The sequence below is a fragment of the Paenibacillus woosongensis genome (assembly GCF_009725165.1).
GTDB lineage: Bacteria > Bacillota > Bacilli > Paenibacillales > Paenibacillaceae > Fontibacillus > Fontibacillus woosongensis.
Genome location: NZ_WNZW01000017.1, coordinates 24,734 through 49,131, shown reverse-complemented (window position 1 = coordinate 49,131; position 24,398 = coordinate 24,734). Strand labels below are relative to the sequence as shown.

The 24,398-nt window shown below is 46.9% G+C and carries 29 protein-coding genes and 1 tRNA gene; 2 read left to right on the top strand and 28 right to left on the bottom strand.

Annotation, left to right across the window (positions count from 1 at the left end):
* Position 1: 1 nt before the first annotated feature.
* The 19 genes from rplI to rpsF all read right to left on the bottom strand — a co-directional run bounded on the left by rplI (position 2) and on the right by rpsF (position 16,456).
* Entirely contained in the window at positions 2 to 445 is a 444-nt protein-coding gene (gene rplI / locus GNP95_RS23590) for a 50S ribosomal protein L9 (protein WP_155613278.1), read from the bottom strand.
* Complete coding sequence (locus GNP95_RS23585) at positions 442 to 2,430, bottom strand: DHH family phosphoesterase (RefSeq protein WP_155613277.1); 1,989 nt, start codon at positions 2,428 to 2,430, stop codon at positions 442 to 444. The genes rplI and GNP95_RS23585 overlap by 4 nt, the downstream gene beginning before the upstream one ends.
* A gap of 11 nt (positions 2,431 to 2,441) precedes the next feature.
* Positions 2,442 to 3,368 (bottom strand): DUF2232 domain-containing protein, encoded by a 927-nt coding sequence (locus tag GNP95_RS23580; RefSeq protein WP_155613276.1) that lies wholly within the window; start codon positions 3,366 to 3,368, stop codon positions 2,442 to 2,444.
* A gap of 6 nt (positions 3,369 to 3,374) precedes the next feature.
* Positions 3,375 to 3,677 (bottom strand): MazG-like family protein, encoded by a 303-nt coding sequence (locus GNP95_RS23575; protein WP_196427303.1) that lies wholly within the window; start codon positions 3,675 to 3,677, stop codon positions 3,375 to 3,377.
* A gap of 86 nt (positions 3,678 to 3,763) precedes the next feature.
* Complete coding sequence (locus GNP95_RS23570; RefSeq protein WP_155613274.1) at positions 3,764 to 4,192, bottom strand: CBS domain-containing protein; 429 nt, start codon at positions 4,190 to 4,192, stop codon at positions 3,764 to 3,766.
* Positions 4,193 to 4,344: 152 nt separating this feature from the next.
* The gene (locus tag GNP95_RS23565) at positions 4,345 to 5,403 is read right to left on the bottom strand and encodes an LCP family protein (RefSeq protein WP_155613273.1); all 1,059 of its coding nucleotides are present in this window, start codon (positions 5,401 to 5,403) and stop codon (positions 4,345 to 4,347) included.
* A gap of 283 nt (positions 5,404 to 5,686) precedes the next feature.
* Positions 5,687 to 7,513: an oligopeptide ABC transporter substrate-binding protein gene (locus GNP95_RS23560; protein ID WP_155613272.1), complete on the bottom strand. Its 1,827-nt coding sequence runs from the start codon at positions 7,511 to 7,513 to the stop codon at positions 5,687 to 5,689.
* Between the two features lie 15 nt (positions 7,514 to 7,528).
* Positions 7,529 to 8,437, bottom strand: a complete 909-nt coding sequence (locus tag GNP95_RS23555; RefSeq protein WP_155613271.1) for an ABC transporter permease — start codon at positions 8,435 to 8,437, stop codon at positions 7,529 to 7,531.
* A 29-nt stretch (positions 8,438 to 8,466) separates the two neighbouring features.
* Complete coding sequence (opp4B, locus tag GNP95_RS23550) at positions 8,467 to 9,429, bottom strand: oligopeptide ABC transporter permease (RefSeq protein WP_155613270.1); 963 nt, start codon at positions 9,427 to 9,429, stop codon at positions 8,467 to 8,469.
* Between the two features lie 5 nt (positions 9,430 to 9,434).
* Complete coding sequence (locus GNP95_RS23545) at positions 9,435 to 10,370, bottom strand: ABC transporter ATP-binding protein (RefSeq protein ID WP_155613269.1); 936 nt, start codon at positions 10,368 to 10,370, stop codon at positions 9,435 to 9,437.
* A gap of 12 nt (positions 10,371 to 10,382) precedes the next feature.
* On the bottom strand, positions 10,383 to 11,387 hold the full coding sequence (locus tag GNP95_RS23540) for an ABC transporter ATP-binding protein (RefSeq protein ID WP_330163597.1): 1,005 nt from the start codon (positions 11,385 to 11,387) through the stop codon (positions 10,383 to 10,385).
* A gap of 246 nt (positions 11,388 to 11,633) precedes the next feature.
* Entirely contained in the window at positions 11,634 to 11,915 is a 282-nt protein-coding gene (locus GNP95_RS23535) for a hypothetical protein (RefSeq protein WP_196427302.1), read from the bottom strand.
* Entirely contained in the window at positions 11,908 to 12,588 is a 681-nt protein-coding gene (locus GNP95_RS23530) for an ABC transporter ATP-binding protein (RefSeq protein WP_230873980.1), read from the bottom strand. Before GNP95_RS23530 ends, GNP95_RS23535 begins: the two co-directional genes overlap by 8 nt.
* A gap of 10 nt (positions 12,589 to 12,598) precedes the next feature.
* Positions 12,599 to 13,057 (bottom strand): stage II sporulation protein M, encoded by a 459-nt coding sequence (locus GNP95_RS23525; protein ID WP_196427301.1) that lies wholly within the window; start codon positions 13,055 to 13,057, stop codon positions 12,599 to 12,601.
* A gap of 67 nt (positions 13,058 to 13,124) precedes the next feature.
* A complete protein-coding gene (locus tag GNP95_RS23520) occupies positions 13,125 to 14,828 on the bottom strand; it encodes a hypothetical protein (RefSeq protein WP_155613264.1) in 1,704 nt (567 codons plus the stop codon).
* 92 nt (positions 14,829 to 14,920) lie between these two features.
* The gene (locus tag GNP95_RS23515; RefSeq protein WP_155613263.1) at positions 14,921 to 15,142 is read right to left on the bottom strand and encodes an uberolysin/carnocyclin family circular bacteriocin; all 222 of its coding nucleotides are present in this window, start codon (positions 15,140 to 15,142) and stop codon (positions 14,921 to 14,923) included.
* Between the two features lie 175 nt (positions 15,143 to 15,317).
* Positions 15,318 to 15,587 (bottom strand): 30S ribosomal protein S18, encoded by a 270-nt coding sequence (rpsR, locus tag GNP95_RS23510; protein WP_018750422.1) that lies wholly within the window; start codon positions 15,585 to 15,587, stop codon positions 15,318 to 15,320.
* Positions 15,588 to 15,607: 20 nt separating this feature from the next.
* The gene (ssb, locus tag GNP95_RS23505) at positions 15,608 to 16,090 is read right to left on the bottom strand and encodes a single-stranded DNA-binding protein (RefSeq protein WP_155613262.1); all 483 of its coding nucleotides are present in this window, start codon (positions 16,088 to 16,090) and stop codon (positions 15,608 to 15,610) included.
* An 81-nt stretch (positions 16,091 to 16,171) separates the two neighbouring features.
* Positions 16,172 to 16,456 (bottom strand): 30S ribosomal protein S6, encoded by a 285-nt coding sequence (gene rpsF, locus GNP95_RS23500; protein ID WP_155613261.1) that lies wholly within the window; start codon positions 16,454 to 16,456, stop codon positions 16,172 to 16,174.
* Positions 16,457 to 16,655: 199 nt separating this feature from the next.
* Here rpsF and GNP95_RS23495 point away from each other — a divergent pair, with 199 nt between their 5' ends.
* Positions 16,656 to 16,853 (top strand): YjzC family protein, encoded by a 198-nt coding sequence (locus GNP95_RS23495; protein WP_155613260.1) that lies wholly within the window; start codon positions 16,656 to 16,658, stop codon positions 16,851 to 16,853.
* Positions 16,854 to 17,396: 543 nt separating this feature from the next.
* Here the strand turns inward: GNP95_RS23495 and GNP95_RS23490 are convergent.
* From GNP95_RS23490 to GNP95_RS23475, 4 genes are all read right to left on the bottom strand, one after another.
* A tRNA-Ser gene (locus GNP95_RS23490) sits at positions 17,397 to 17,487 on the bottom strand.
* Positions 17,488 to 17,618: 131 nt separating this feature from the next.
* Positions 17,619 to 17,840, bottom strand: coding sequence for a DUF951 domain-containing protein (locus GNP95_RS23485; protein WP_155613259.1), 222 nt, complete (start codon positions 17,838 to 17,840; stop codon positions 17,619 to 17,621).
* Positions 17,841 to 17,940: 100 nt separating this feature from the next.
* Positions 17,941 to 18,840, bottom strand: coding sequence for a mechanosensitive ion channel family protein (locus GNP95_RS23480; protein WP_155613258.1), 900 nt, complete (start codon positions 18,838 to 18,840; stop codon positions 17,941 to 17,943).
* A 10-nt stretch (positions 18,841 to 18,850) separates the two neighbouring features.
* Positions 18,851 to 19,102 carry a DUF3343 domain-containing protein gene (locus GNP95_RS23475; RefSeq protein WP_330163596.1) on the bottom strand — a complete coding sequence of 84 codons (252 nt, stop codon included), beginning with the start codon at positions 19,100 to 19,102 and terminating at the stop codon, positions 18,851 to 18,853.
* A 149-nt stretch (positions 19,103 to 19,251) separates the two neighbouring features.
* Between GNP95_RS23475 and yyaC the strand changes: the two genes are divergently transcribed.
* Positions 19,252 to 19,860 carry a spore protease YyaC gene (yyaC, locus tag GNP95_RS23470; protein WP_155613257.1) on the top strand — a complete coding sequence of 203 codons (609 nt, stop codon included), beginning with the start codon at positions 19,252 to 19,254 and terminating at the stop codon, positions 19,858 to 19,860.
* Here the strand turns inward: yyaC and GNP95_RS23465 are convergent.
* The 5 genes from GNP95_RS23465 to noc all read right to left on the bottom strand — a co-directional run bounded on the left by GNP95_RS23465 (position 19,832) and on the right by noc (position 24,312).
* Positions 19,832 to 20,332: a DUF4446 family protein gene (locus GNP95_RS23465; protein ID WP_155613256.1), complete on the bottom strand. Its 501-nt coding sequence runs from the start codon at positions 20,330 to 20,332 to the stop codon at positions 19,832 to 19,834. The genes yyaC and GNP95_RS23465 overlap by 29 nt on opposite strands.
* A gap of 23 nt (positions 20,333 to 20,355) precedes the next feature.
* Positions 20,356 to 21,489 carry an aminotransferase class V-fold PLP-dependent enzyme gene (locus GNP95_RS23460; RefSeq protein ID WP_230873979.1) on the bottom strand — a complete coding sequence of 378 codons (1,134 nt, stop codon included), beginning with the start codon at positions 21,487 to 21,489 and terminating at the stop codon, positions 20,356 to 20,358.
* A 171-nt stretch (positions 21,490 to 21,660) separates the two neighbouring features.
* Complete coding sequence (locus tag GNP95_RS23455; RefSeq protein ID WP_155613254.1) at positions 21,661 to 22,500, bottom strand: ParB/RepB/Spo0J family partition protein; 840 nt, start codon at positions 22,498 to 22,500, stop codon at positions 21,661 to 21,663.
* Complete coding sequence (locus tag GNP95_RS23450; RefSeq protein ID WP_155613253.1) at positions 22,493 to 23,254, bottom strand: ParA family protein; 762 nt, start codon at positions 23,252 to 23,254, stop codon at positions 22,493 to 22,495. Before GNP95_RS23450 ends, GNP95_RS23455 begins: the two co-directional genes overlap by 8 nt.
* 239 nt (positions 23,255 to 23,493) lie before the next feature.
* Positions 23,494 to 24,312 carry a nucleoid occlusion protein gene (gene noc, locus GNP95_RS23445; protein WP_155613252.1) on the bottom strand — a complete coding sequence of 273 codons (819 nt, stop codon included), beginning with the start codon at positions 24,310 to 24,312 and terminating at the stop codon, positions 23,494 to 23,496.
* Between the last annotated feature and the right edge of the window lie 86 nt (positions 24,313 to 24,398).

Below are 24,398 nucleotides of genomic sequence, written 5' to 3'. Positions count from 1 at the left end.
TTTATTCCTCCGTCACTTGAACCTTGAACGTCGACTTCACATCGGGATGCAGCTTCACTGGCACCTGGGTGACGCCCAGCGTCCGGATCGGCTCGGCAAGCTCGATTTTGCGCCGGTCGATCTTCACGCCCGCTTTCGCCAAGGCTTCGGCGATTTGCTTATTCGTGATTGCACCGAACAGGCGGCCGCCCTCTCCCGCTTTGGCTTGCAGTGTTACCGTCATCTCTTCCAGCTTTTTGCCCAGCTCTTCAGCCTCTGCTTTCTCCTGGGCCTTGCGTTTCTCTTCCGCAGCATTCTGAACCTCCAGCGTCTTCACGTTGCCTTCGGTAGCTACACGAACCAGCCCCCGCGGAATCAGAAAGTTCTGTGCGTAGCCCTCGGATACGTTCTTAATTTCCCCTTTTTTGCCTTGACCCTTTACATCCTTTAAGAAAATGACTCTCATTCGAATAACCCCTCTTCCTTTTCTATTTCATCCAGTACTTCAAGCAGCCTTCTCTCCGCCTCCGCCTGGGTTCCTTCCAATTGTACCGCAGCGTTCGTCAGATGGCCGCCTCCGCCAAGCCGCTCCATTACGATTTGCACATTCATGTTCCCCAAGGAACGGGCACTGATGCCGATGAGGCCATCGGGCCGCTCGCTAATCACGAACGATGCCAGCACATTCGTCATGTTCAGCAGCGTGTCCGCCACCTGGGCGATCAGCAGCTGCGGAATTTTGCGGTTCGGCTCCGTCACCGCAAGCGCGATATGATTATGAATCATGCGCGCATGCTTTATAATATCGGCTTTGGCGATATATTCCTGCAGATCCTCCTTCAGAACCCGCTGCACCATGACGCTGTCCGCGCCGATGCGCCGCAGAAATGCCGCGGCCTCGAACGTACGCGATCCGGTATGGAGCGCGAAATGCTTCGTATCCACCGTAATTCCTGCAAGCAGGGTCGTCGCCTCCAGCGGGCTGAGTTCCACCTTCTCGTGGATATACTGAATTAGCTCGGTAACGAGCTCGCTGGCCGAGGAGGCATAAGGCTCCAGATAGACAAGCACCGCATCATTGATGAACTCCTCGCCCCGCCGGTGATGGTCGACGACCACGACCCGGCTGGCCTCTTCAACCAGCTTCGGCTCCATCGTCATCGACGCCTTATGCGTATCAACAACGATTAATAACGTATGCTCGGTCATCAAATCAAGCGCATGCTCCGACATAATGAAGCGGCGCCGCAAAGGCTCTTCCTTCTCGATCCGCTCCATTAACCGGTCGATGCCCGGATTCTTGTCGTCGAGCACAATATGCGCCTCGACCTGGAACATATCAGCGGCCTTCAGCACGCCGATGGAGGCCCCGATGACGTCCAAATCTGGCATGCGGTGGCCCATAATTATAACTCTATCGCTCTCCTGCATCAAATCGCGGAGAGCGTGGGCGATGACGCGCGCCCGCACGCGCGTCCGCTTCTCTATGGCGCCCGACTTGCCGCCATAGAACGAGAGCCGCTGACCGGCCTTCACCGCGGCCTGGTCCCCCCCGCGCCCGAGCGCCATGTCCAGACTCGACTGGGCAAGTTCGCCCAGCTCGCTGAAGCGCTCGGTGCCGAAGGCGAGGCCGATGCTCAGCGTCATCGGCACCTTCAGGTCCGCGGTCATCTCGCGGACCTCGTCCAGGATCACGAACCGGCTCTGCTCCAGTTCGTTCAGCGATTTTTGATTCAGCATCATCAAATATCGCTCTGAGGATAGCCTGCGCAGATAGACCCTGTACTGCTTCGCCCATTCGGTCAGAGCTGTTGCCACACGCGCGATGAGCGCGGTACGCTGCTGATCGTCCATCCCCTGGGTCGCTTCGTCCAGGTTATCGAGCATCACGATACCCAGCGCGGCTCTCTCGTCCTCGTACCGGTCGCGCAGAACGGCGAACTCCGTAATGTCATGAACGTAAATCAGGCGCTCATCATGGAGCACCGTCAATTCGTAATGCCGGTCTGCCACGGCCGCTTCGACCGTAGAGATTGTATTTGCAGCAGTGTCTTTCTTATCCCGGGAGGGATAGGGAGGCAGCGCCGGAAGCAGCTCCGATAGCGGTTGTCCAACGACAGAGTCCTGGCCGAACATTTTGTTCACGAAGCGGTTATGCCACTCTACCGTCCGTTCTTCGCTATACAGCATAATCCCGAACGGCAGCCGGCTTACCGCCTCGCCTTCTACCCGTTTAATCCGGTACGTCAAATCGGTCACATAACGAATGAGCTCCTTGCGGAAGCGCCGCTCCGCCTGAAGCATTACATAAGTTAAGCCGCAGACCAGGCATAAACTGATCAGGCCGAGCACCCAATTGTAATAGGAGATGAATATGACGAGCAGAAGCTGCAGCGCGAACACCCACACGGTCTGATAGCCGTGCCAACGTTTTTGAAGTAAATTAGGCATGATTTCTCACCCTATCGTCTTGATCTCGTAATCATCTCACGCAGCGGCATAGCGATATCCAGGATTCCCACAATTTTCAGAGGCGGAATAAATAGCATCGCTATGATCAGCAACACCGGAATCGCCGGATTCCACTTCTTCTGATAAGCCAAGAAGAAGAAAAAACTGGCTGCCTGAATCATAAACAAGAAATTGAGCAGCGGCGACAAATTCAGCAGTACCGTCCCGACGAAGCTGTCCATGACTGCGGCGCTGCCAAACAGCATAATCAATACCGTAGCCAGGTAATACCAGATCAGCGCTCTCGGCAGTCTCCAGTCGCGCAGCGGCGGGAAGCTTCTCACCGAATGTCCAAGACTGTTCAACGTCGGCCGGGCAATCAGATGCGTTACGGCTGCAAGCAGAAACGAGCACATGATCATCGTAAATGGCGTCATTCTGGCTGCCAGGCTGGAAAGCTGCTGGGCCATTTCCGGAGACCAGACTAGATCCGAAGCAATCAACTCATTGTCAGCCATGTTCTGCATCAGAGACATCATCGTATTTAGCGTCTCTTCAATCGAAGAGGCCAAACTGAAGTCATAGATAACAGTAACAGCGAGAAAAGCCAGCAGAAACTCCAGCAGAAGCGTTCCCGTTCCCATCACAACGACCTTGAGCGCAGAGGCCCGCGTCTTATAGAAATGCCCCATGACCAAGGCCGGAACCATAAAAAATACGGCCAAGAGAATAATCACGGGATTAGACAGGAGCAGAGCCGCTGCGATCCATACGATCGCGATGTGAAGTGCAAATGCTCTCACCGATAACGTTGCGTAGAGGATTACGCCGGGCAATAGCAGAACGAAAATAGTTATAAAAGAAAAAGGCGTTGCAAACGACAGCAGGAGCAGCAGATAGACTACGCTCCATGCCACCGAGGTCCAGCGTAAATTCAAATGGATTCACCTCTTGCGCATATGTTCTTGCAATGTAGAAATATCCTGATACCAATCTTCCAACTGGTGTCCTTCTTGCTCGTGTTTCTTTAGCTTTTCCAAGATATGATCGTCCATATCCTTATAGGATATGCCAAGCCTGCGTCCCAATATGTAACAACTGACGACCAGACTGGCAAGACTATCACTTACCCGTGTCGTGCTGCCTTCCCACAATGCCTTGAATAAACGGGATACGTGATCGACCACTTCCGTTTTGAGCCATTCAATCACTTTGGCGCGTTTGGCCACATCCATTTCTTTCTGCATGGCGGACAGCTTCCACCCTCCCTGAAAAAGGCTTTATTCTTCATTATAGCATAAAGCAATTCATTCCCTTGAAGCAAACCTTGCGTCTAATTTTTGGGAACGGATACATCCCGCGTCACAAAACGCTCGCAATACTCAATAATCTGGCTGCGGCGCACGATGCCGATAAATCGGCCCATATCATCCACTACAGGCACAAAATTCTGCACTTTGGCCAAATTGATTAAGCCTTCCATATCCGCATCGATCGATACCGCCTTAATGTTCATCTTGAGCGGAACGTCCTTGAGCAAATATTTAGAAGCGTTCTCAAAAGAGACCCTGCCTCCAGAATTCTTCATATACCATAGGAGATCTCCCTCAGTTACCGTGCCGACATATACCCCGTCCTTGCCGATAATCGGTACAGCCGTATACCTGTGATACTCCATTCTCTCCAAGGTCTGTCTTAATGTAGAATCCAAGGTTACGGAAACGACATCCTTTTTGGGAAGTAAAAAAAACGCGATATTCATAGATAAAAGTCCTCCTCTGCCCTTTTCAGACTCTCCTATTTGACTACGATTCAAAGAAGGTTTTGTTCCACTACAGGTGCGAAATCGGCAGCCGGAAACCGGACTGCCGAATAAAGTTTAGTAAGGATTTAATAAGGACATATATAATATTTTTATAACGAAGGCTGCTCGCTATTTTGCCCCTCTTGGGCGGACTGTGTATTAGGATTCAACAAATCCTCCGTCTTCGTGTTCGGATCCGACCAGTTCTCGATCAGCTGCTCGGCAAAAGTCACATCTTCTTCATTCGCCTGAATATAGTAGACTCCGTTTTTGCGCATCCCTTCACCCATAATGGTAAACCCGCTGATTTGCGGTGCTTGATTGGTCAGCAGCTGCTTGGAGAGATCGATGATAAAGCTAGGGGTCATGTCTGTCTTGAAGTTCTCGCCCAGCATATTCATCAGATCGGGGATTTTCCCGATTTGATCCAGCTTCAGCATGCGGTCTACCAGCGCACTCAAGAAAATCTGATGCCGCTTCGTCCGGTTGAAGTCGCTGTCCTCCCTGTATCTGACAAAGTTAAGCGCTTCTTGCCCATCGTACAACGGCTTGCCTGCCTTGATGGTGAATTTCTCGTGATCCTTGTGTTTATTGACGATATCCTTATCGATCGGCAGCTCAATGCCGCCCAGTTCATCGACGACTTCCCGAAGCCCCTCAAAATTGATAGCTGCATAATAGTCAGCAGGATATCCTAAGAAATTGGCCACCGTATCCTTGGACATTTTGGCCCCGCCAAAAGCATAGGCATGGTTGATTTTATCGTTCCTGTCCCTGCCTACGATTTCCGTGTACGTATCCCGCGGAATCGAAACCAGCAGGACTTTGGAATCTGCCGGGCGTACGACGGCGTAGATTAGTGTATCGGACCGGGCCGGCTCGTTGTCACGCTGGTCAACTCCCAGCAGCAAAGCAGTGAACGGCTCCGTTTGCTTCGCTGCAACAGGCTTGGGCTTCTCTCCGTCGATAGGGGAATACGATTTCTCCAGCTTCTCCTCCACCTGCCCTGACAGGAACAAATCGAAGGCCATCAGGGCCAATGGCTTGCGGAATGTATATGCGCCGGCTCCGACAATGATCAGAACCAGCAGCGTGATGAGCAGGCCTTTAAGTCTGCTGCGCTTCTTCTTTATATTCTTTACTCTATTTCTATTTCCTCGTTCTAACATCATATGCCTCCCATGGTTTGTACTATACGGCTCTCCTTCGAAGTGTCTTTCACTTTACGGTAAATAGCCGCAATACCAGGCGTCTTCAATTAATTGTAAACCGTAGCCCTCGGCAAAAAACTACAAAATAGTAATTTAACAGAGACAAAATAAATAACTCTATCGCTTCGTACTATACCATAAACGGGTTTTTCCGCACAAATATGTTGTTGGAAGAGCATCAAAAAAATCCCCCCTGCACGGGGGGATTGATTCATTGCATAACTTCTAGCCGTAAACTCTCCTACTCCGCTACAAACGGCTTATCCTGCGATACCGCAAGCTCATGGAGATAGATGCCGGTGCCATCGCCGATCGCATAATTTAGTATTCGTTTGTTGACAGGTACGATTTCGGAACGATATAACGTTGGGAATACAGGTATTTCATTGACCATTAACTGCTGCCACTCTTTATAGATGGCTTGGCGAGTAGCCACATCGAAGGCCTTCTCGGAGACCCCCTCTGCTAGCAGGCGGTCATTCTCTTCGCTGGCATATCTCGGAAAGTTGAACAGCGCATCCCGCCCATACAGTCCCGTCGGGTCAACGTCGATGCCCACGCTCCATGCGCCCATATAAACATCGACGTTTGGATCATCCTTTCCGTTGTTTCCTACGCGATCATAGAATGAGTTGAATTCAGCCAGTTCCATGTTAACGTTCAGCCCGATCGCATTCCAGGACTGCACATAATAACGGGCCAACGGCTCCGCAATATCTCCGCCCGTCATTGATATGAAATTGATCACCAGCTCGCTGCCGTCCGGTTTCGTGCGGAATTCACCGTTTTTCTTATAGCCGGCTTCATCCAGAATTTGATTGGCCTTCTCCACGTCATACGCAATCCCTGGATTGCTGGCATCATGGAACTCCGGATGCGACGGAGGGATCAGCGTCGTTGCGTTCCAGCGCAGGCCATGGTAGAAACGTTTGCCCACCTGGTCATTATCTACAGCATGCCACATGGCTCTGCGCAGGTTCACATCAGCCATTTTGGCATTGGGGTCCGGGGCGACGACCTTATTGGTTTCATCCCACTTGCCCAGCTTAAAGCCGATATACGTATATGCCCGATCGACAACTCCTAAATATTCTACATTGGACATGTCTGCATTATCAGGGAACTGGTCGATCGGGAACGAATCCACCAGATCAACCCCGCCCGATTTCAATTGCTGTACAATCGTCGTCGGATTGATCACCTTGAGCACGACTTTATCCAGATGGGGCTCGCCGCGCCAATAATCCGGGTTCTTGGCAAAAACCACGGATTCCCCCGGTACGATACTCTCCACCTTGAAGGCACCGAAGCTGATCGGCTTCTCGCGCACTGCGGAAGAGGATGACATCTTAGCGACCTCCATATTTCCGAAAATGTGCTTCGCTAGCGGATACGTCCAGATGCTGCCCGTCAATAATGACGGCGTGGATTTAATGTACGTAATTTGCAGCTTCTTATCGCTCAGTACTTTGATGCCGGAAATCTTATCTGCTTTACCTTCCCGGTATTCAACCAACCCTTCAATATTCGTGAAATCAGAGCCGTAGCGCGGACCATCATAATCCTTGTGGGCGATGACCTCATGAGCGAACTCCCAGTCCTCTGCGGTTACAGGTTTACCGTCATGCCAGTTGACATTGTCACGAATCGTGAAGGTAAAGGTTCTTCCATCCTCCGATACCTCATAGGTCGCTGCCCCATCGTTCGTAAACACATAGTTCTTATCCCACGTTAACAGCGACTCGTCAAACCACTGCAAAACCTTAGCGTCAGGAATACCCGAGGAGAAATTATAATTGAGTATGCCTTCGAATGCCGTATCAGTGACAAGGCCATACGTAATTGTCCCCCCTTGGATGGGCTCCCCTTCATTTGTCTTAACATTGCTGAAATCCTCAATGGAATACAGACCTTCCTCTGCCTGCTTTTTCTCGTCCGTCTGGTTCTGCGTATTTGTCGGGCTGGGCGGGGTCGCATCGTTCCCTTTGCCGGATGTGCAGGCGGAAAAAACAATCATAAATGCAAACAATAGCGGCAGCAGCATTTTGGAGCTAACCCTTTTTTTCATCAAATTTCCTCCCTTTTATCCTCTTCTTTGTCTTGCATCTGTCGCACGCTTTAGCGCTTGACCGACATTGTTTATGCTAAGCATCAATACAAGAATGAGTAGTGATGCCGGCAACCAAATCCACCACCGATACTCCAGTGTCTGCGGATTCCGGGCGTAGCTGACCAGGGTTCCAAGACTGGGGGTGCTTTCCGGAAATCCGAATCCCAAAAAAGACAAACCTGACTCCAGGCCGATATTAGCCGCTAAATTCAACGTCATCGTCACAATGATAATGGAGCTTAAATTGGGCAGAACCTGAGTGAACATAATCTTTAGATGGGATGAACCGAGCGTCCTAGATGCTTTCACGTATTCAAGCTCCTTCTCCTGCAATGCCTTCGATCTTATGAGACGGGCTATTCCCATCCATAGAAATGCTGTCATGATCAAGGAGAAAGATATAATGCTGTATTTCGGAACTGCAGCCACAAAGGCAATGACGATCATCAGCGTAGGCAGAATCATAAAAAAATCAACGATCCGCATCGATATGTTATCTGCCGTTCCGCCAAAATAACCCGATATAAGTCCCACCAGAATGCCAATGATCCCGGTTAGCACCGTTACGATAATCCCGATTGATAGCGAGTTTCTCGTACCGATAATCAATTGACCGAAGACGTCCCGCCCGCCATAGTCTGTGCCTAACCAGAACTTGGAGGACGGTGGCTGATACAATGCAAATAGATCAACCGTAACAATCTGTTTTTGATCCAGGATCAAAGATATGCCATAGACCGCAACGACTACGAGCCCCAATAAAATAAAGGATCCCATAGCCAGCTTATCCCGCTTGATTTCCCGCCATAAAATCTGCCAGCTTGAGGGGCTGGCCGCTGGCTCATAGGCTCCGTCCTCCGCTAGCCTGCTTGCCTTGTTCATCTCATCATCACCCCTATGCGTTCTAAGCATTATTTAATGCGAATGCGAGGATCCACGATGCCAAGAATGATATCGGAAATTAAAGAACCTAAAATGGAAGCAATGCCATATAGAAGAACCAGGGCGGTAACGACGCTAAAATCACGGATCAAAATAGAATTAAGAAACAGCTGTCCCATCCCCGGATAACTAAAGATATATTCGATGAACACAGTTCCCCCGATGAGTCCCGTTATTTCATAACCAAAAAATGCGGCGATTGGCAAAAGGGAGTTTCGCAAAATATGATGCGTATAAACGCGAGATTCCGATGCTCCCTTCGCTCTAGCCAGCAAAACGAAATCCTTCTGCTTCGTATCAATAATCTCGCTGCGCAAATACTGTACAGTAGACACGGTAGTTATCAAAGCCATAGATAATGCGGGGAGCAGTAAATGATATAGTTTACTGGCCATGTAGTCGAAGCTGCCCGGAACAAGCCCGGGAGTTACGCTTCCTTCCGTAGGGAACGCCCGGAAATGAAATCCGAAAATCCACAGCATAAGGAGCGAGAAAATGAACAAAGGTGCAGCGAATCCCAAATAGGTATAGCCGGTAATAATCCGGTCCCCCCAAGTATCGTTATAACGACCGCTAATGATTCCAAGCGGGATGGCGATGAGATAAGTAATTACTAACGTAACCATAGACAGCCAGATCGTATTGCTGATCCGTTGTCCGATTAAATCTGTCACTGGCATTTTGAACCGGAAGGATTGGCCAAAGTCGCCCTGAACTGCCCTCTTGACCCAATCCCAATACTGAATATGCCAAGGATTGTTCAGTCCCAGCTTCTCCCGCTGCTCGGCTAACATCGATGGATCGACGCTAGGATCAAGCATTCCGGTCAATGCATCCCCCGGCAATGATTTCGCAAGAATAAAAACAAGAACGCTCAACAGGATAATTTGCGGAATCATGATCAGCAGCCTGCGCAGAATTGTTTTCCACATCAGCTTCACCCCCTTTCGGGCAATGCGGCAAAGTGAGTGGTAGAGAGCGGTTTTAAATCATAAGCTAGTCCTTCTTGATCAAAATAACGGGAATACGCCTCCTCATATTCCAGACGGATCGTTTGACGCAGCCGCTGACGCTTCTCCCGCTGCCTCGGATCCAGATCCGGAATGGCTGCCAGCAGACGCTTCGTATAAATATGCTGAGGATTGTCAAAAATATCCCTCGTAGTGCCCTGTTCTACATGCCGTCCCTTGTACATAATGCCGATGTAATCGCACATGTGACGGATTATCCCGAGATCATGGCTGATGAATAAATAGGTGAGATTAAGCTCTTTCTGGATGTCCTGCATGAAGTTCAGCACCTGGGCCTGCACGGAGACGTCCAGCGAAGATACTGGTTCATCAGCTATTATGAGCTTAGGCTTCAAAGCGATCGCCCGGGCTATACCGATCCGCTGGCGCTGTCCTCCGGAAAATTCATGCGGATATTTATGTATCGTCTCCGCGCTTAAGCCGACCTGGGTCAAAAGCTCTTGTACGCGGCGTTTCTCCTCCCCAGCTGACAATCGCTCAAAATTGCGCAGCGGCTCCGCCACGATATCCAGCACCCGCTTCTTCGGATTCAATGACGAATACGGATCCTGGAAGATCATCTGAATGTCTCTGCGGAACTTTGAACGGCTTCGGCGCATGCCTTCGGCGATGTCTTCCCCTTGAAATAAGATCTGGCCAGCGGTGACCGGATTCAAACCGATAATCGCCCGCCCCGTCGTTGTCTTCCCTGAGCCGGACTCTCCAACGAGACCATAGGTCTGCCCAGCCTCTATACTCAAGCTGACGCCGTCCACTGCCTTTACCCGATCGATGACCCTTCTGAACACCCCGCCGTAGACCGGAAAATACACCTTCAAATCTCTAACCTCAAGAAGTGCCATACATATTCCTCCTTAGTGATCGAGAAAGTGAAAATCCTTATAGCATGTACAGCGTACATAGTGGCCCGGTTCGACCTCATGCAGTTGAGGATCTGCCTCGTGCTTCGATTCGCTGATCCATGGAATACGTGATCTAAAACGGCAGCCTTGACGGGGCAAGTGCTTCAGTGATGGCACCACGCCATGGATCACATGCAGCTTCATCCTCTCGTCGCTCGCAGTAGGTATGGAGCTCATTAAGGAACGGGTATAGGGGTGCTTCGCATTTGTCATCAGCGCATAAATTGAAGCGATTTCAACAATCTGGCCGGCATACATGACCGCTACCCGATCCGCCATCTCCGCCACAACGCCCAAATCATGCGTAATGAGAATAATTCCTGCATCCATATCTTCTTTAAGGCGCCGGATCAGTTCTAAAATTTGCAGCTGAATCGTAACGTCAAGGGCCGTCGTCGGCTCATCGGCAATTAACAGCTTCGGCTCGTTTGCGATGGCGATCGCAATGACTACCCGCTGCCGCATGCCGCCGGATAATTCATGAGGATATTGCCCGTATGTATATTCCGGGCGGGGAATCCCTACTTTATGCAATAATTCGATAGCTTGTTCTCTTCTGTGCTTTCTGGATTTCTTAGTTGATGAAGATGGGTTGGAATTATGAAGAAGCAGTACTTCTTCAATTTGTTCTCCAATAATCATTAGAGGATTGAGTGCAGATAGAGGATCCTGAAAGATCATACTGACTTCGTTACCACGAAGCCTGTTCAGTTTGGCAGGAGACATTGCTGCGAGGTTCTGGCCATGGTAATAAATGTTGCCCTCCATACGAGCACGCGTATGCAGCCCCATAATGGAAAAAGCCAACGCGCTTTTACCCGAGCCAGACTCACCGACGATTGCCAATATTTCATTTTTCTTAACCGTTAGACTAAGGTCATCTACAGCGGCATACCATTCATCGGATATGCGAAATGAGGTCGATAAATTCTCGATTTTCAAGAGTTCTTCATTCACACTCATCACCCTGTCAAGTTATTTAATGACATTATAAGAATGGTATTCATCGCAAATAAAACACATATATTTACTCGGTTTTATTTTTTGTCCTCTGTGAGAATAATGTATATAAAGTGGATTTAATGGAAAATAATTTATTTTCTATAAATATATCCTATTGAGCCTTTTTTTCCAAGCATTTTTTCCAAAGTCAGTAAATTTAGGCGCCTAAATTAAAAAAGCACCGTTTGGTGCTATATGGAGTTACATAATAAAAAATGATATAAAGGCAACGAGAAACAAGAACGATAGCAAAAGCCGCGACCAATTCAGCCATATGGCCTTAACATCCTTCATCGTCCTTCCCCATACCCACCAGGCTGCTATAAAAATCAGAATGATGACGAATCGGTTATGGGTTAATCCAAGCAAATCAAAAGCGTAACTGGCGATATATCGGTCCTCGCCTATTTTTATACTGGATAAGACGGCTAACAGCATAATCAATCCAGCAAGTAATCCAATCCATTGTTTCATTTTAAACATAATTTTCTGCCTCTTTCTTGGCGTATTCTTTAGATGACTCATATAATAGACCGTTTTGTATTTCTAAAGTGCGGGTTGCAATTTCACGGCTTAAATCCTTAAGATGCGAAATAAATATGATTAGTGCTCCAGCCTTTGCCCGGTCGGTAAGCATTTGGCTGGCCATGGCTTGAGCTTCTGGATCAAAGGAAGAGAAAGGCTCATCCAACAGAATGACGGACGTTTTCCGGGCCAATACGGAGGACCAATACAATTTATGCCGCATGCCTAACGAATATTCTTGAACAAACTGCTTAAGGGCATGGTTCATCTGGAACCCGTCAATCATTCTGCCAAATTCCTGGTTGAACTGTTCCTCGGGTATATCGAACAATGCCCGAATGAAATTAGCATTCTCTTGACCTGTTAAATAGTCGAATAAGTAAGGCTCCACAGGAATATAACTTAACTGTGATAAAATTTGTCCTCCATCCGTTAATTTACGGCCCTCATAATATATTTCACAATCCGCTTCGATTAGCTGGGCAATGATTCGTAATAAGGTCGTTTTGCCGCATCCATTCGGTCCTCTTAGCCATATAATATCTCCCTCATGAGCCTCAAAGGATATTCCCTTAAAAAGGGGTTTATCTTTCTCGTAGCCAAAATTCAAATTGCGTACTGCCAGCATCATCTCACCTCTTCTACAAACTAAATATATCCTCCAATACAGCAGCGACTACCAAAAAAACGATAATTGCTAATAGCACCGGCATAAGCTGGCTTTTAATTAAATGGGTCTGTATCCTATGCTGTCGAATAGACTCCTTTATTATTCCCCAAATAATATACGGGCAAATGCAGGCTAAGAGTATGGCGGGTATTTCGAACACCGCATGCGGAAGGAAAGCAGTGATGATCGTGTCAGCCCGTCCGTTCTGAATGGTTAACTCCAGCCCAACCCCTACAACCATCCCATTTAAAGCTAATAAAATAATATTCCCAATCCCGTAAGTGGCCGTTCCAATTAATATAACAATTACAGACTGCTTTAAGTTTTGAAAAAGATATTTCCACCACACAATGCCTGAAGCCTCAAAAGGGAGCGGTTTATCATAACTCTGGACAATAAATCCGAAAACAACAGATGCCAGAAATATCAAGGATATAAATAATAATTTTCCCCGATACAAATTAAATATCGTGTGCCGAAATGGCCTAATGATTAAATTATTCACTCACTAAAGACGCTCGCTTTCCTTTTTTATTTTTAAAGAAAAAATACAGAGTAAATCCCGTTACAATTACAAAAACTAAGAATGCGTCATATACCAGCTTTTGGCCAACTGAGGTTTCAAAGAAAACGGCAACAAAGAACAATACAAACATGGCTCCCGTGATAAACCTTTTGGGAATGGTATAGAACTGTTGAACGATTCTAGTCTCATAAGTGTCCATCCGAATTAAAAACATGTTCGCATAGTCAAACCGGCTGCAGTATTTTAGCCAATATGAAGACATTATGCCAATCATGACAAACAGCAGCCATGTCCCTATAATTCCTACTATTATTTCAGGCAGACTTCCCTTAAGCTTGATCGCCCCAACTATCAGAATAAGGTTCATAATAAGCTGAAGTGGAACTAACAGAACTAGCAGCAACAACGTCTTGCTGCGCATATAATTCTGAACAGAATAATCCGCAGACAACTTCACTAAGTCAATCTGTCTTAATTCACTGGAAGGATGAAGAATCGGATAGTTCCATACCCATAGCCATGCGGTCTGGTATAACGCAAAGCAGCAAATGAACCAAAAGGCAAGAACAAAATTAGTGAACGACCCTAACCCATAGATTAAAAAGAAAGATAGCCCCACAATAGAACTGATCGCCGGAGGAAATACAAGAATAAATTTCTGTGGCAGCTTTGTTTGTCCGATCGTTCTTTCCATAATCATTAAGTCTCTGCTGAGCCAAGGATTTTTACGCCAAAGCATATTAACGATTCCATGATAAAACTTAAAATATAAGCTTCTAGTATTGTCTAGTTGAGGGGAAAGTCTCTTTCGATGGAATGATAGCTTTGACGAATAATAAAGATAACCCAGTGTAAACATGGCATAAACGACCAAGGAGGCTGCCAAAATGATATAGATCCACTCATACTGAAACCAATCCAGTATATGATTAAAACGTGATGTTATTGTAGCTTTGATATTTGCCGAGAATTCACGCATTACTGCACCTAACCCTTGTCCAAGGCGCTCAGCGGGAATGGGATGATTGATTAACGGTGAAAAAAGCAATTTGCTTATAAAATAAATGGGTACCGTCAAACATACCACCTTCAGGATATATAGCGGGAAGTTTTGGTGAAATGCCGGCATAGCCGTTACTCCCCAATTTCTCAATACATTTCTTTTCAGAGTTGTATAATAAATCGTCGATACCAGTAGTATCCACAATGCAATTAGCAGTAAGGAAGACGCCCAATGAAGAGGAGATTTAAGAATAGCATAAATGGCGATTGCCTCAAACATAAATTCATGGATCCAAAACATGATGGTTTCTGTGACTAAAACGACATTTAAGAGCTGATGCCCATTGCGTCCGGATTGCCAAAGTAATTCCTGAATCGGGTGATTGCTGACTCGGCTCGAGTTTTGTCGGGCCATCACTCGAGGTAGTAATACATTGAATAAAAGTACAAAAAAAATAATAATATTTCGGATCTTCTCATGAGAAATGCTCTCTAAAAAAATGGCAAATAAAAATAGTAAAGTTAACTGAAGAATTCCTGCAATGACCCAACAAAGCGCATTAGGAAGCTTGATGCCCAGGTTCTCCCTGATTTTCTGAGTGACACCTGCAAAATCCTGTCTAAATTGATCAAGGATCATACTTTTCGATAAAATGCCAAAGGATTTACGCACGAACTCACCTCTAATTTATGTATATCAGCAACATAAAGTTCTAGTAGTGAAAGAAAAGAAGAGATGGCCAGTCTCTTCCGTCCTTCAATATATTACCAAGCGATAGCCTGAGCCTTCAGGTTCTTCTTCAGGAGGTCTTTTACATAAAGAATTGCAGCGTCGATCATCACGCTAGTTACGGCAAGCGAACCAGCAGATAGAAGAGTCATAATTGCAGATACTGCAATTGCCGCATAACCAAAAGTATCGATCAGATTTACAATTTGTGTCGCAAGCGACTTATCGATACTTAAATAAGCCATAATATCAAACATAAAAACACCTCCTTATTGGTTTATATGGAAATATATGCATATATCTCTCGTTTCAAAATTTATCATAGGTACTCTATCAAGTCAATTGTCCCCAAAGGGACAATTTGCTTCATTTCATAACAAAAAAGCCAGTCACCGACAAATTTCGGTAACTGGCTTTATTAATGATTGGCGATTACTCCGTAGTGTACGGAAGCAATGCGATTTGACGGGAGCGTTTGATCGCAATCGTCAAGAGACGTTGATACTTCGCGCTTGTTCCTGTCACGCGACGTGGCAAAATTTTGCCCCGCTCGCTGATGAATTTCTTAAGCAGTTCAGTATCTTTATAGTCAATGTGAGTAATTTTGTTTACAGTGAAGAAACATACTTTACGACGTTTGTTGCGGCCGCCGCGGCGTGCCGGTCTTTTGTCGTCTCCGCCTTCTCTTTGCTTGAAGCTCATGCTATTCAGTCCTTCCTATATTAAAATGGCAAATCGTCATCCGATATATCGATCGGTTTCCCATCGTCAGAGAATGGATCTTGGCTGCGTGAGAAGTTGCTGTTGCTGCGGTTGCTATTGCCGCCCGCGCTGCTTCCACCGAATGGATTCTCCTCGCGCTGTCCGCCACCACTGCCACCTTCACGATTAGACTCCAAGAAACGGACATTATCAGCAATGACTTCGGTTACGTATACACGTTTGCCTTCGTTATTCTCGTAATTCCGTACCTGAATGCGTCCTTCAACAGCTGTGAGGCGGCCCTTACGCAAGTAATTCGCGCACGTCTCAGCCAGTTGTCTCCAAGTTACGACCGGAATAAAATCCGCTTCGCGTTCTCCTCCCTGCGATGTAAACGGTCTGTCCACGGCTATCGTGAACTGAGTAACCGCTACGCCAGACGGCGTGTAACGCAGCTCGGGATCTCTAGTTAGACGTCCGATCAGAATGACACGGTTCAACAATCCAATCCCCTCCTCCGGGCTAATGCTTACAAAGTACTCAGAGTTCTAACAAGTCCCAAAGACCTCTTGAACTCCCTAAAATTAGGCTACGTCTTTCGTAATGAGATAACGGATAACCTCGTCGGAAATCTTCAGAATCCGCTCGAGCTCAGCAACGACGTCAGGAGTCGCTGTGAAGTTCACCAGGACGTAGATACCGTCACGGATTTTGTTGATCTCATACGCAAGCCGGCGTTTGCCCATTAGGTCGTGCTTTGTAATTTCACCGCCGTTTTGGATGATGCCTTGGAATTTGTCAACTACGGCTTGAACAGCTTCTTGTTCAAGTTCAGGACGAATGATGTACATCACTTCATATTTGCGCATATATGTCACCTCCTCTTGGACTATGGCCCCCACCTTCTTACCCATGGGAGCAAGGAGCGAGCTTCAACTCGCACCAAAATATTATATCAAATCCGCGTACTCCCTGCAAGTATGAAACCTAAAGGAACTCCATACAATAAACGTGCTTCATGCCTTTTATCGCAGCTTCCCCATTTTAAACCGAAAGGAGGCCTTACCCATGGGTGAACAAACCGAATTCGAGCCTGGGGACAAAGCGCCAAATCCCGGCATCTATACGGAGGTAGGCGAGGCGCGCAGCTTCCATACGCAAATCAACAATCCCAAGCGAGTTAAATTGGAACGCGGCGACACATTCCCCGAAACGACGAACAAAAACCGCAAGTGGAAAAAAGCCGAAAAAGCCCGCGTTCACTAATCCAATCGTACCAGCCCTTAGTCACGGAAATATTAATTACAAATCCGGTGTATAAAACACAAGTCTTTGCACATAATACACTCAGACGGCGATGCAAAGAGAGGTGTGGTTCCGTTGGATCATCCACGAGCAACACAGCTGCCTGGAGTCTTATTCACTACCCGTTAGAAGCAAACGATCGCGAATTGAGAAAGACCCCTCTTTATCACTTCGTTAAAGCCTAGGCGAAGATCAGATGTTTCTTAGTCGTGAGAGAAGAATTCCAATCCGCATCCCGTCTGCAAATGGAGAACCCGAATGGGTTCTCCTTTGTTGTTAAGACAGGTCTACAGTCCTAAATTTAACATCAAAAAAATCCCCTTACATATATCAGGGGATTCTTGGATTTATTCTTGTTTTCGATTGATGACTATGATGGCGGAAAGGGTGTGATACCCTCCATTTCATTACGGGACTGCGATGATTATGCTATCGAAGCTTAGGCTCCGACGCCCCCACTCTCGTGGGTTCTCATCCCGGCTAATCATAGTCATTGGACTATGATGGCGGAAAGGGTGGGATTCGAACCCACGCACGCTTTGACACGCCTAGCTGATTTCGAGTCAGCCCCCTTGGACCTCTTGGGTACCTTTCCACAGCACAATTGAGTATATCATAAAACACATCGCCGATCAAGGGAACTTACGTTCCTTTGATCGGTATAATGCTGAGCCTCAACATGGTCAGCTATTCGAGTTATCCGTCACTTCACAGGTTTGACTGGTTCTACGTGTCCGCGGCCTCTTCCCCGGCTGATGCTGCCGAGTGAATCACCTTTCGCATATTTTTCTCAAATTTTACTCTTGGAACGAGTACGCTATGCTTGCAGCCCACGCATTTAATTCGGATATCCATACCCATTCGGATGATTTCCATTTCATTGCTGCCGCAAGGATGATTTTTCTTCATCAATACAATATCGCCCAGCCCAAACGATTTACGCTCCATGTATATCCCTCTCCTACTTCTTCCATAATTATTCTATCCCATCAGTCAATTTGGATTGACTAAATCGTTCCCATGCTGCATAACAGCTTAACTCTGTGATTTATTCGCCCTCAGTCAAAGCCGGATTATCCGCTTCAGCTTCTTCCAGTGCCTGCTTAACATAAGTTTGTATTCGCCGCTCGACTTCTTCCCTGGCCGCAGGCAGACATTCCATCGCTATGCGGATGACGAATTCGCTGGCTGACAGCGATTGAATGCCAAGCACATGCGGCACTTCCGGATAATAGGGATGATCCTCCTTCATTTTTAGCATCGCCCTTTTCAACAAGCCAATACTTTCTTCCAATTTCTTAGCATTGCTGAATGGAAAATCCACAACGACCATCGCATTGTTCAACGAATAGTTCGTCACATTAGTGATCATGCCATTTGGAATGATGTGCACCTCCCCTGTCCAGCTGACAAGCCGCGTAGAACGGAGTCCGATCATCTCGACCGTGCCTTTGAGGCTGCCGGTTTGAATAACATCGCCTACTGCAAACTGATCCTCCAATATAATAAAGAACCCTGTTATCACATCCTTCACCAGGCTCTGAGCGCCAAAACCGATAGCCAGCCCCAGCACCCCGGCCCCAGCAAGCAGCGGCGCAAGCTGGAAGCCAACTTCACCTAGCACGAGCATCACCATAATGAAGTTGCTAGTAATCCAGGTAACATTTTTCAGAAGCTCGCCTACGGTTATGAACCTCCGAGGATTAACCTTTAAGCGGCTTTTCTCCCTCTTCTCCAGAGAACGGTCGATAATCCGATATATGACTTTTATAAATATTCGAGTAAGGATGAAAATAAGAATGATCCGCAAGGCCGAGAACATGACCATTTCCCACATATCGATGTTCGTCACCCACGCCCACAGCTTATCTTTCCAGGTTATTGCGGCTTTAATTGCATCTTCGGGGGAATCAATAGCATTATCTGTTTCCATAGTTAGAAATGTCATCTGCTCCCTCCTATAATTCGATGTTATCATAACCTGATTCCGATTGGGAGTAGATCCCCCGAATGACTACGTTCTCCTGAATCACAATCCCCTTTACGGCGGATAAGGACTCCTCAGGAAAACGAATCGATAGAGCGCAGCCTGCCGTGATTTCCTTCGGCGTTGGAAACAAATCGATTTCTATGTCTGCATACTCCAGCAGCATCTCAGCTCGCAATGCTTGCTGCGTCGAATCAAATGCCATCACTAACCATGCGTCCACAGCTTTTAGTCCCTCCCCTAATATATAAGCGATACTTTAGTCGGAGTATAGAAATGCCCTTTTTTCCATATACTATCTATTATTCCTTATAGCAGATATACCGAACCCGGCAGCTATAACGATAATTTCAAGCGGAAAGGAAGATTTCTATGTCTCAGCTAAACCCTTCTTTCTCAGGACAAGAAATTCCCTATTTAAAAATACCCCATACCGAACCGGGCATACATTCCGCCATTATTCATCGACTGCTGCTTCATCTAGCCCAGGTCGAGCCTGGTCAAGAAATCGTTGTCGTTTGTATTGGCACCGACCGGTCAACCGGCGATTGCCTTGGTCCTCTTGTAGGAACTGCCTTAGCTAAATACAAATGCCCATACTTTCACTTGTATGGTACATTGGAAGATCCGGTCCATGCCATGAATTTGAAGGATACCCTCCACCAAATTAATACCACATTTATAGACCCTTATATCATTGGCATTGACGCTTGCCTTGGCCAGACGACCAGCGTAGGGTCCATTCAAGTCGTTCAAGGGCCGCTTCGCCCTGGTGCGGGCGTAAATAAAGAATTACCGCCGGTTGGCGATATCCATCTGACAGGCATCGTTAACGTCGGCGGTTTCATGGAATATTTTGTATTACAGAATACAAGGCTCAGCCTGGTCATGCGTTTATCTGAGATCATTGCCAGCAGCCTCTATTCCGCTATTAAAGAGTGGAACAAAGGGTTTATTCCCCTTGCGCGGCAAGAGCAATAACCTCGAGCTCTTCCGTTGAGAGAGCATGCGGAGATTCCCCTTTGGTCAGCGGTTTGGCATATACATAAGAGCCTTCCCGATTATAAATACCAGTAAGGACCACCCCGTCCTTCTCATCATTGATAAATGCGATGGAGAAGCTCAGGTCATTTCCACGCTCGGCAAAAGCATTGTAACGCTTTATGCCGATTTTTGCCTTTTGTTTTGGCACCAGACTTTGAAGCTTTTTGAGTATCTGTTGTTGCTGTTCCTGTGCATCCTCCAGCTTGCCCTGCTGCAGCTTCAAATCGATGAGCAAGCCCTCTAAATCCTCAACACCTGTTCCCTGCATCATTAATTCATATTTCCGACGGATCTTCCGGAGCTTGCTGCCTTGAAGCAAATTCCATATGAGCAGCCAAACCACGACGATAACTAACCCGATTACAACCCAAACCAACTGCTCCAGAATGAGCTCATTCCATTCCTGCATGCTTCCTCTCCCCTATGTTCAAATCATTGAGCCGAAATTTGCCGCATGGCTAGTACGAATGACTCAACCTCTTCCTCCGTCGTATCAAACCCTACGCTGGCTCTAACCGCCCCGCCGGCCGATGTCCCCGCTGTCATATGTCCTAAGGGCGTACAATGATAACCGGCGCGCACAGCTATTCCATATTCTCTATCCAATAAAAAAGCAATCTCCGCAGCATCCCGGCCTTCCAAATTAAAGGACACAAGCCCCATTCGCGGCTCTCCAAGCTTTGGCCCAATCAAGGACATACCTGGCAATTCTGCTAATCCCTTCATCATCGTCTGGATAAGCATCCATTGCCGTTCATAAATTTGTTTTACCCCATATTCAAGCACAGCATGTACACCTGCAGCTAACCCCGCTATGCCGACCGTATTTGCCGTCCCGGCTTCAAAGCGATCAGGACGCACAGCAGGTTGTTCAAGCTCCTCGGATTGGCTTCCTGTCCCTCCATGCAGCAAAGGCTCCAATTCTACCTGGGGAGAGATGTATAACCCTCCTGTGCCTTGTGGACCGAGCAAACCTTTATGTCCAGGAAAAGCCAGCAAATCAATTCCCATCTCGGATATATCAATCGGATACGTCCCTGCAGATTGAGCTGCATCAACTAGAAAAATCGCCTCATGCTCGTGAGCAAGATGCCCAAGCTCCTGCAGCGGCAAGATGCTGCCCAGCAAGTTTGATCCATGTGAACAAACAACCAGCGTCGTCTCCGGGCGGAACGAATTCCTTACCTCGTTCAAATCAAGCTGTCCCCATTCATTTATTGTTATATAATCCACTTGAATCCCGATGGTTCTTTTCAAAAACTCCAACGGCCTTCTAACCGAATTGTGCTCCACCATTGTTGCAATTACATGATCTCCGGGTTTCAGCCATCCTTTGATGGCCAAATTCAAAGCGGATGTCGTATTGGAGGTGAATACGATATCGTTTGGATTAGAAACATGAAACAACGTCGCCAGTGCTTGCCTAGCATTAAACATAATCCGCCCTGCTTGAAGCGCCATATTATGATTTCCTCGCCCGGCACTGGCGGCCTGGCCATTTAGAATCGACATCATGGCCTCCCCTACGGCTGGCGGCTTAGGCCACGACGTTGCCGCATGATCCAAATATATGACGGTTTGCTTTTTCAGTGAACTCCCCTCCTAAATCAAGCTGTATATGTTCATTCACCATCTAATTAATATTTTCCTATAGATCAAAAAATGACATATCCCTCTGCTGCAGAGATTAATCATCCCTCAGGCAAGACGAATATGTCATTCGCAATGAACCCTGAATTAAGAGAGTAAATCAAGTAATCTTTGCAGATCCTGTTGACTATAATAGTTGATTTCTATTTTACCTTTTTCTTTACTCGCTTTGATTTTTACTGTTGTCTTGAACTTTTCTCTTAAGCTTCCTTCAACCTCTTCAATGTAAGGATCACGTTTTTGCGTTGCCGGCTTCTGTTTGTCCTTTTTCTTACGATCCAGCTGTTGGACAGCATCCTCCAGCTCTCTTACGCTCCACTCATGATCGATACATTGCTTGGCAAGGTCCTTAATCATTGCCGAATCCTTCAATCCAACCAAAGCCCGGGCATGTCCCATAGATAATGTTCCACGTGAAACATATTCCTTCACTTCCTCCGGCAAAGACAACAACCTTAGGAAGTTTGCAATGTGAGAACGGGATTTGCCAACCTTCATCGACAGTTCTTCTTGGGTAAGCTGGAACTGATCCATTAACCCTTGGTAAGCCACCGCTATTTCCATGGCGTTCAAGTTCTCGCGTTGCAAGTTCTCTATTAAAGCAATCTCCATAACCTGTTGATCGGAAAAAGATCTTACAACAGCCGGAATCGTTTCATTGCCGCAATATTGAGAAGCCCGAAATCTCCGCTCACCGGCAATAATTTCATATCCCTTTAACACACTGCGAACGATGATTGGCTGAATTACACCATGCTGGCGAATCGATTCCGCCAACTCACGAATTGCATCCTCGTCAAACGTTTTGCGTGGTTGATACGGGTTGGCACGGAGCTGATTCAGTGGAATATCTACCACCTTATCATCCTCTTGAATGGAGAGCGATGGTATCAGCGCATCCAAACCTTTCCCCAATCGTTTACTCATAAGAGACCACTTCCTTTGCCAACTCTAAATATACTTCCGCTCCCTTAGACCGGGGATCGTAGGTTATAATGGATTGACCGTGCGATGGCGCTTCACTTAAGCGAACGTTACGTGGAATAACTGTTTTGTAAACTTTTTGCTGAAAATATTTCTTGACCTCTTCAATGACCTGAATCCCCAAATTAGTACGGGCATCAAACATCGTAAGCAGCACACCCTCAATTTGCAGAGACGTATTTAAATGCTTCTGAACGAGACGAACCGTATTTAAAAGTTGGCTCAAACCCTCCAGGGCATAATATTCGCATTGAATCGGGATCAACACAGAGTCAGCCGCCGTAAGCGAATTGATGGTCAGAATACCAAGCGATGGCGGGCAATCAATAAGCACATAATCATACATATGCTTCACTTGTTGAATCGACTTCTTAAGCCGGACCTCCCGCGAGATCGTAGGCACAAGCTCGATTTCCGCCCCTGCTAGTTGAATAGTAGCAGGAATGATATCCAATCCTTCAACCTCCGTCGAAACGATGGCTTCCTTTGGATTCACTTCATTAATCAGCACGTCATAAATACAATTGGCAACATCAGCTTTATTGATCCCGACACCGCTTGTCGTATTTCCTTGTGGGTCAATATCAATGAGCAGCACTTTTTTACCGATCGCAGCAAGTCCTGCCCCGAGGTTGACGGAAGTCGTCGTTTTACCGACCCCTCCCTTTTGGTTAGCAATGGCAATGATTTTAGACAATCTATTTCACCTCAGTATCCGTTAAAAATCTTCTTGTAGTGTATTTCTAGGCAGTTACAACTAAGCTGAAGCTACAAAAAGACAACAAAGTCATCCTATGCCATGCACTCTGCATGAATGATCATTCCCGCTAGCTGCGAGTTCGGTTAGATGGAAATGACCCTGGAAGACTCAAGCCATTTTGCCGAAAAAGAAGCTGACCTCTTAACCTCGCGGTCATGGTCAGCGAGCAACATACATTATCTTTTAGGAATTTGAATCACGATTTCATAGTGATCTTCATGGTCTTTCTCCGAAGTCTTAATCTCCATTCCCGATCCGGTCACCATATCAATGGATTGGCGGATCGTATTCAGAGCGAGCCGGACATCCTTCGAGAACGAAATTCGTCTTGGCGACTTCTTATTCTTGGCAACCTCTTTGTAAAAGGCTACCCGGGCTTCGGTCTGCTTCACATTCAACTCTTTGCTGATGATTTCATCCAATACCTTCAATTGCAGTTCCTCGGTATCCAGAGACAATAGTGCCCGTGCATGACGCTCTGTAACTTTACGTTCCATTAGCGCAGTTTTTACTTGTTCAGGCAATTGAAGCAGCCTAATTTTGTTGGCAATCGTCGATTGACTTTTCCCCAGCCGCTGAGCCAAACTCTCTTGGGTGAGCTGATGCAGATCAATCAAATTCTGGTAAGCCAGAGCTTCTTCGATTGATGTGAGCCCTTCCCGCTGTAAATTCTCGATCAAAGCAATCGAAGCAGCTTGTGAGTCATTGAAATCCCGCAAAATAGCCGGAATTGTTTCATAGCCTAACTTTATGACTGCCCTCCAGCGTCTCTCCCCTGCGATCAGTTCATATTTATCATTTCGGTAACGAACTACGATAGGTTGAATTACCCCATGCGTCTTGATCGTTTGGCACAGCTCTTCGATTTTCTCATCGTCAAAAATAGTCCGGGGTTGGTATGGACTGCTTACGATTTCACCAACCGGAATTTGTTTCACTTCATCTCCGCTGCTTCGTTCGGTAAAACCAAACAATTTCGAAAATTGTTCTTTCATTCCGTAAATTACCACCTAATTTGATAGTGTCATAAGGCGAAGCCTTATGGGCTGCATTTCCTTGCTTAAGAAGACAGACCGCTACT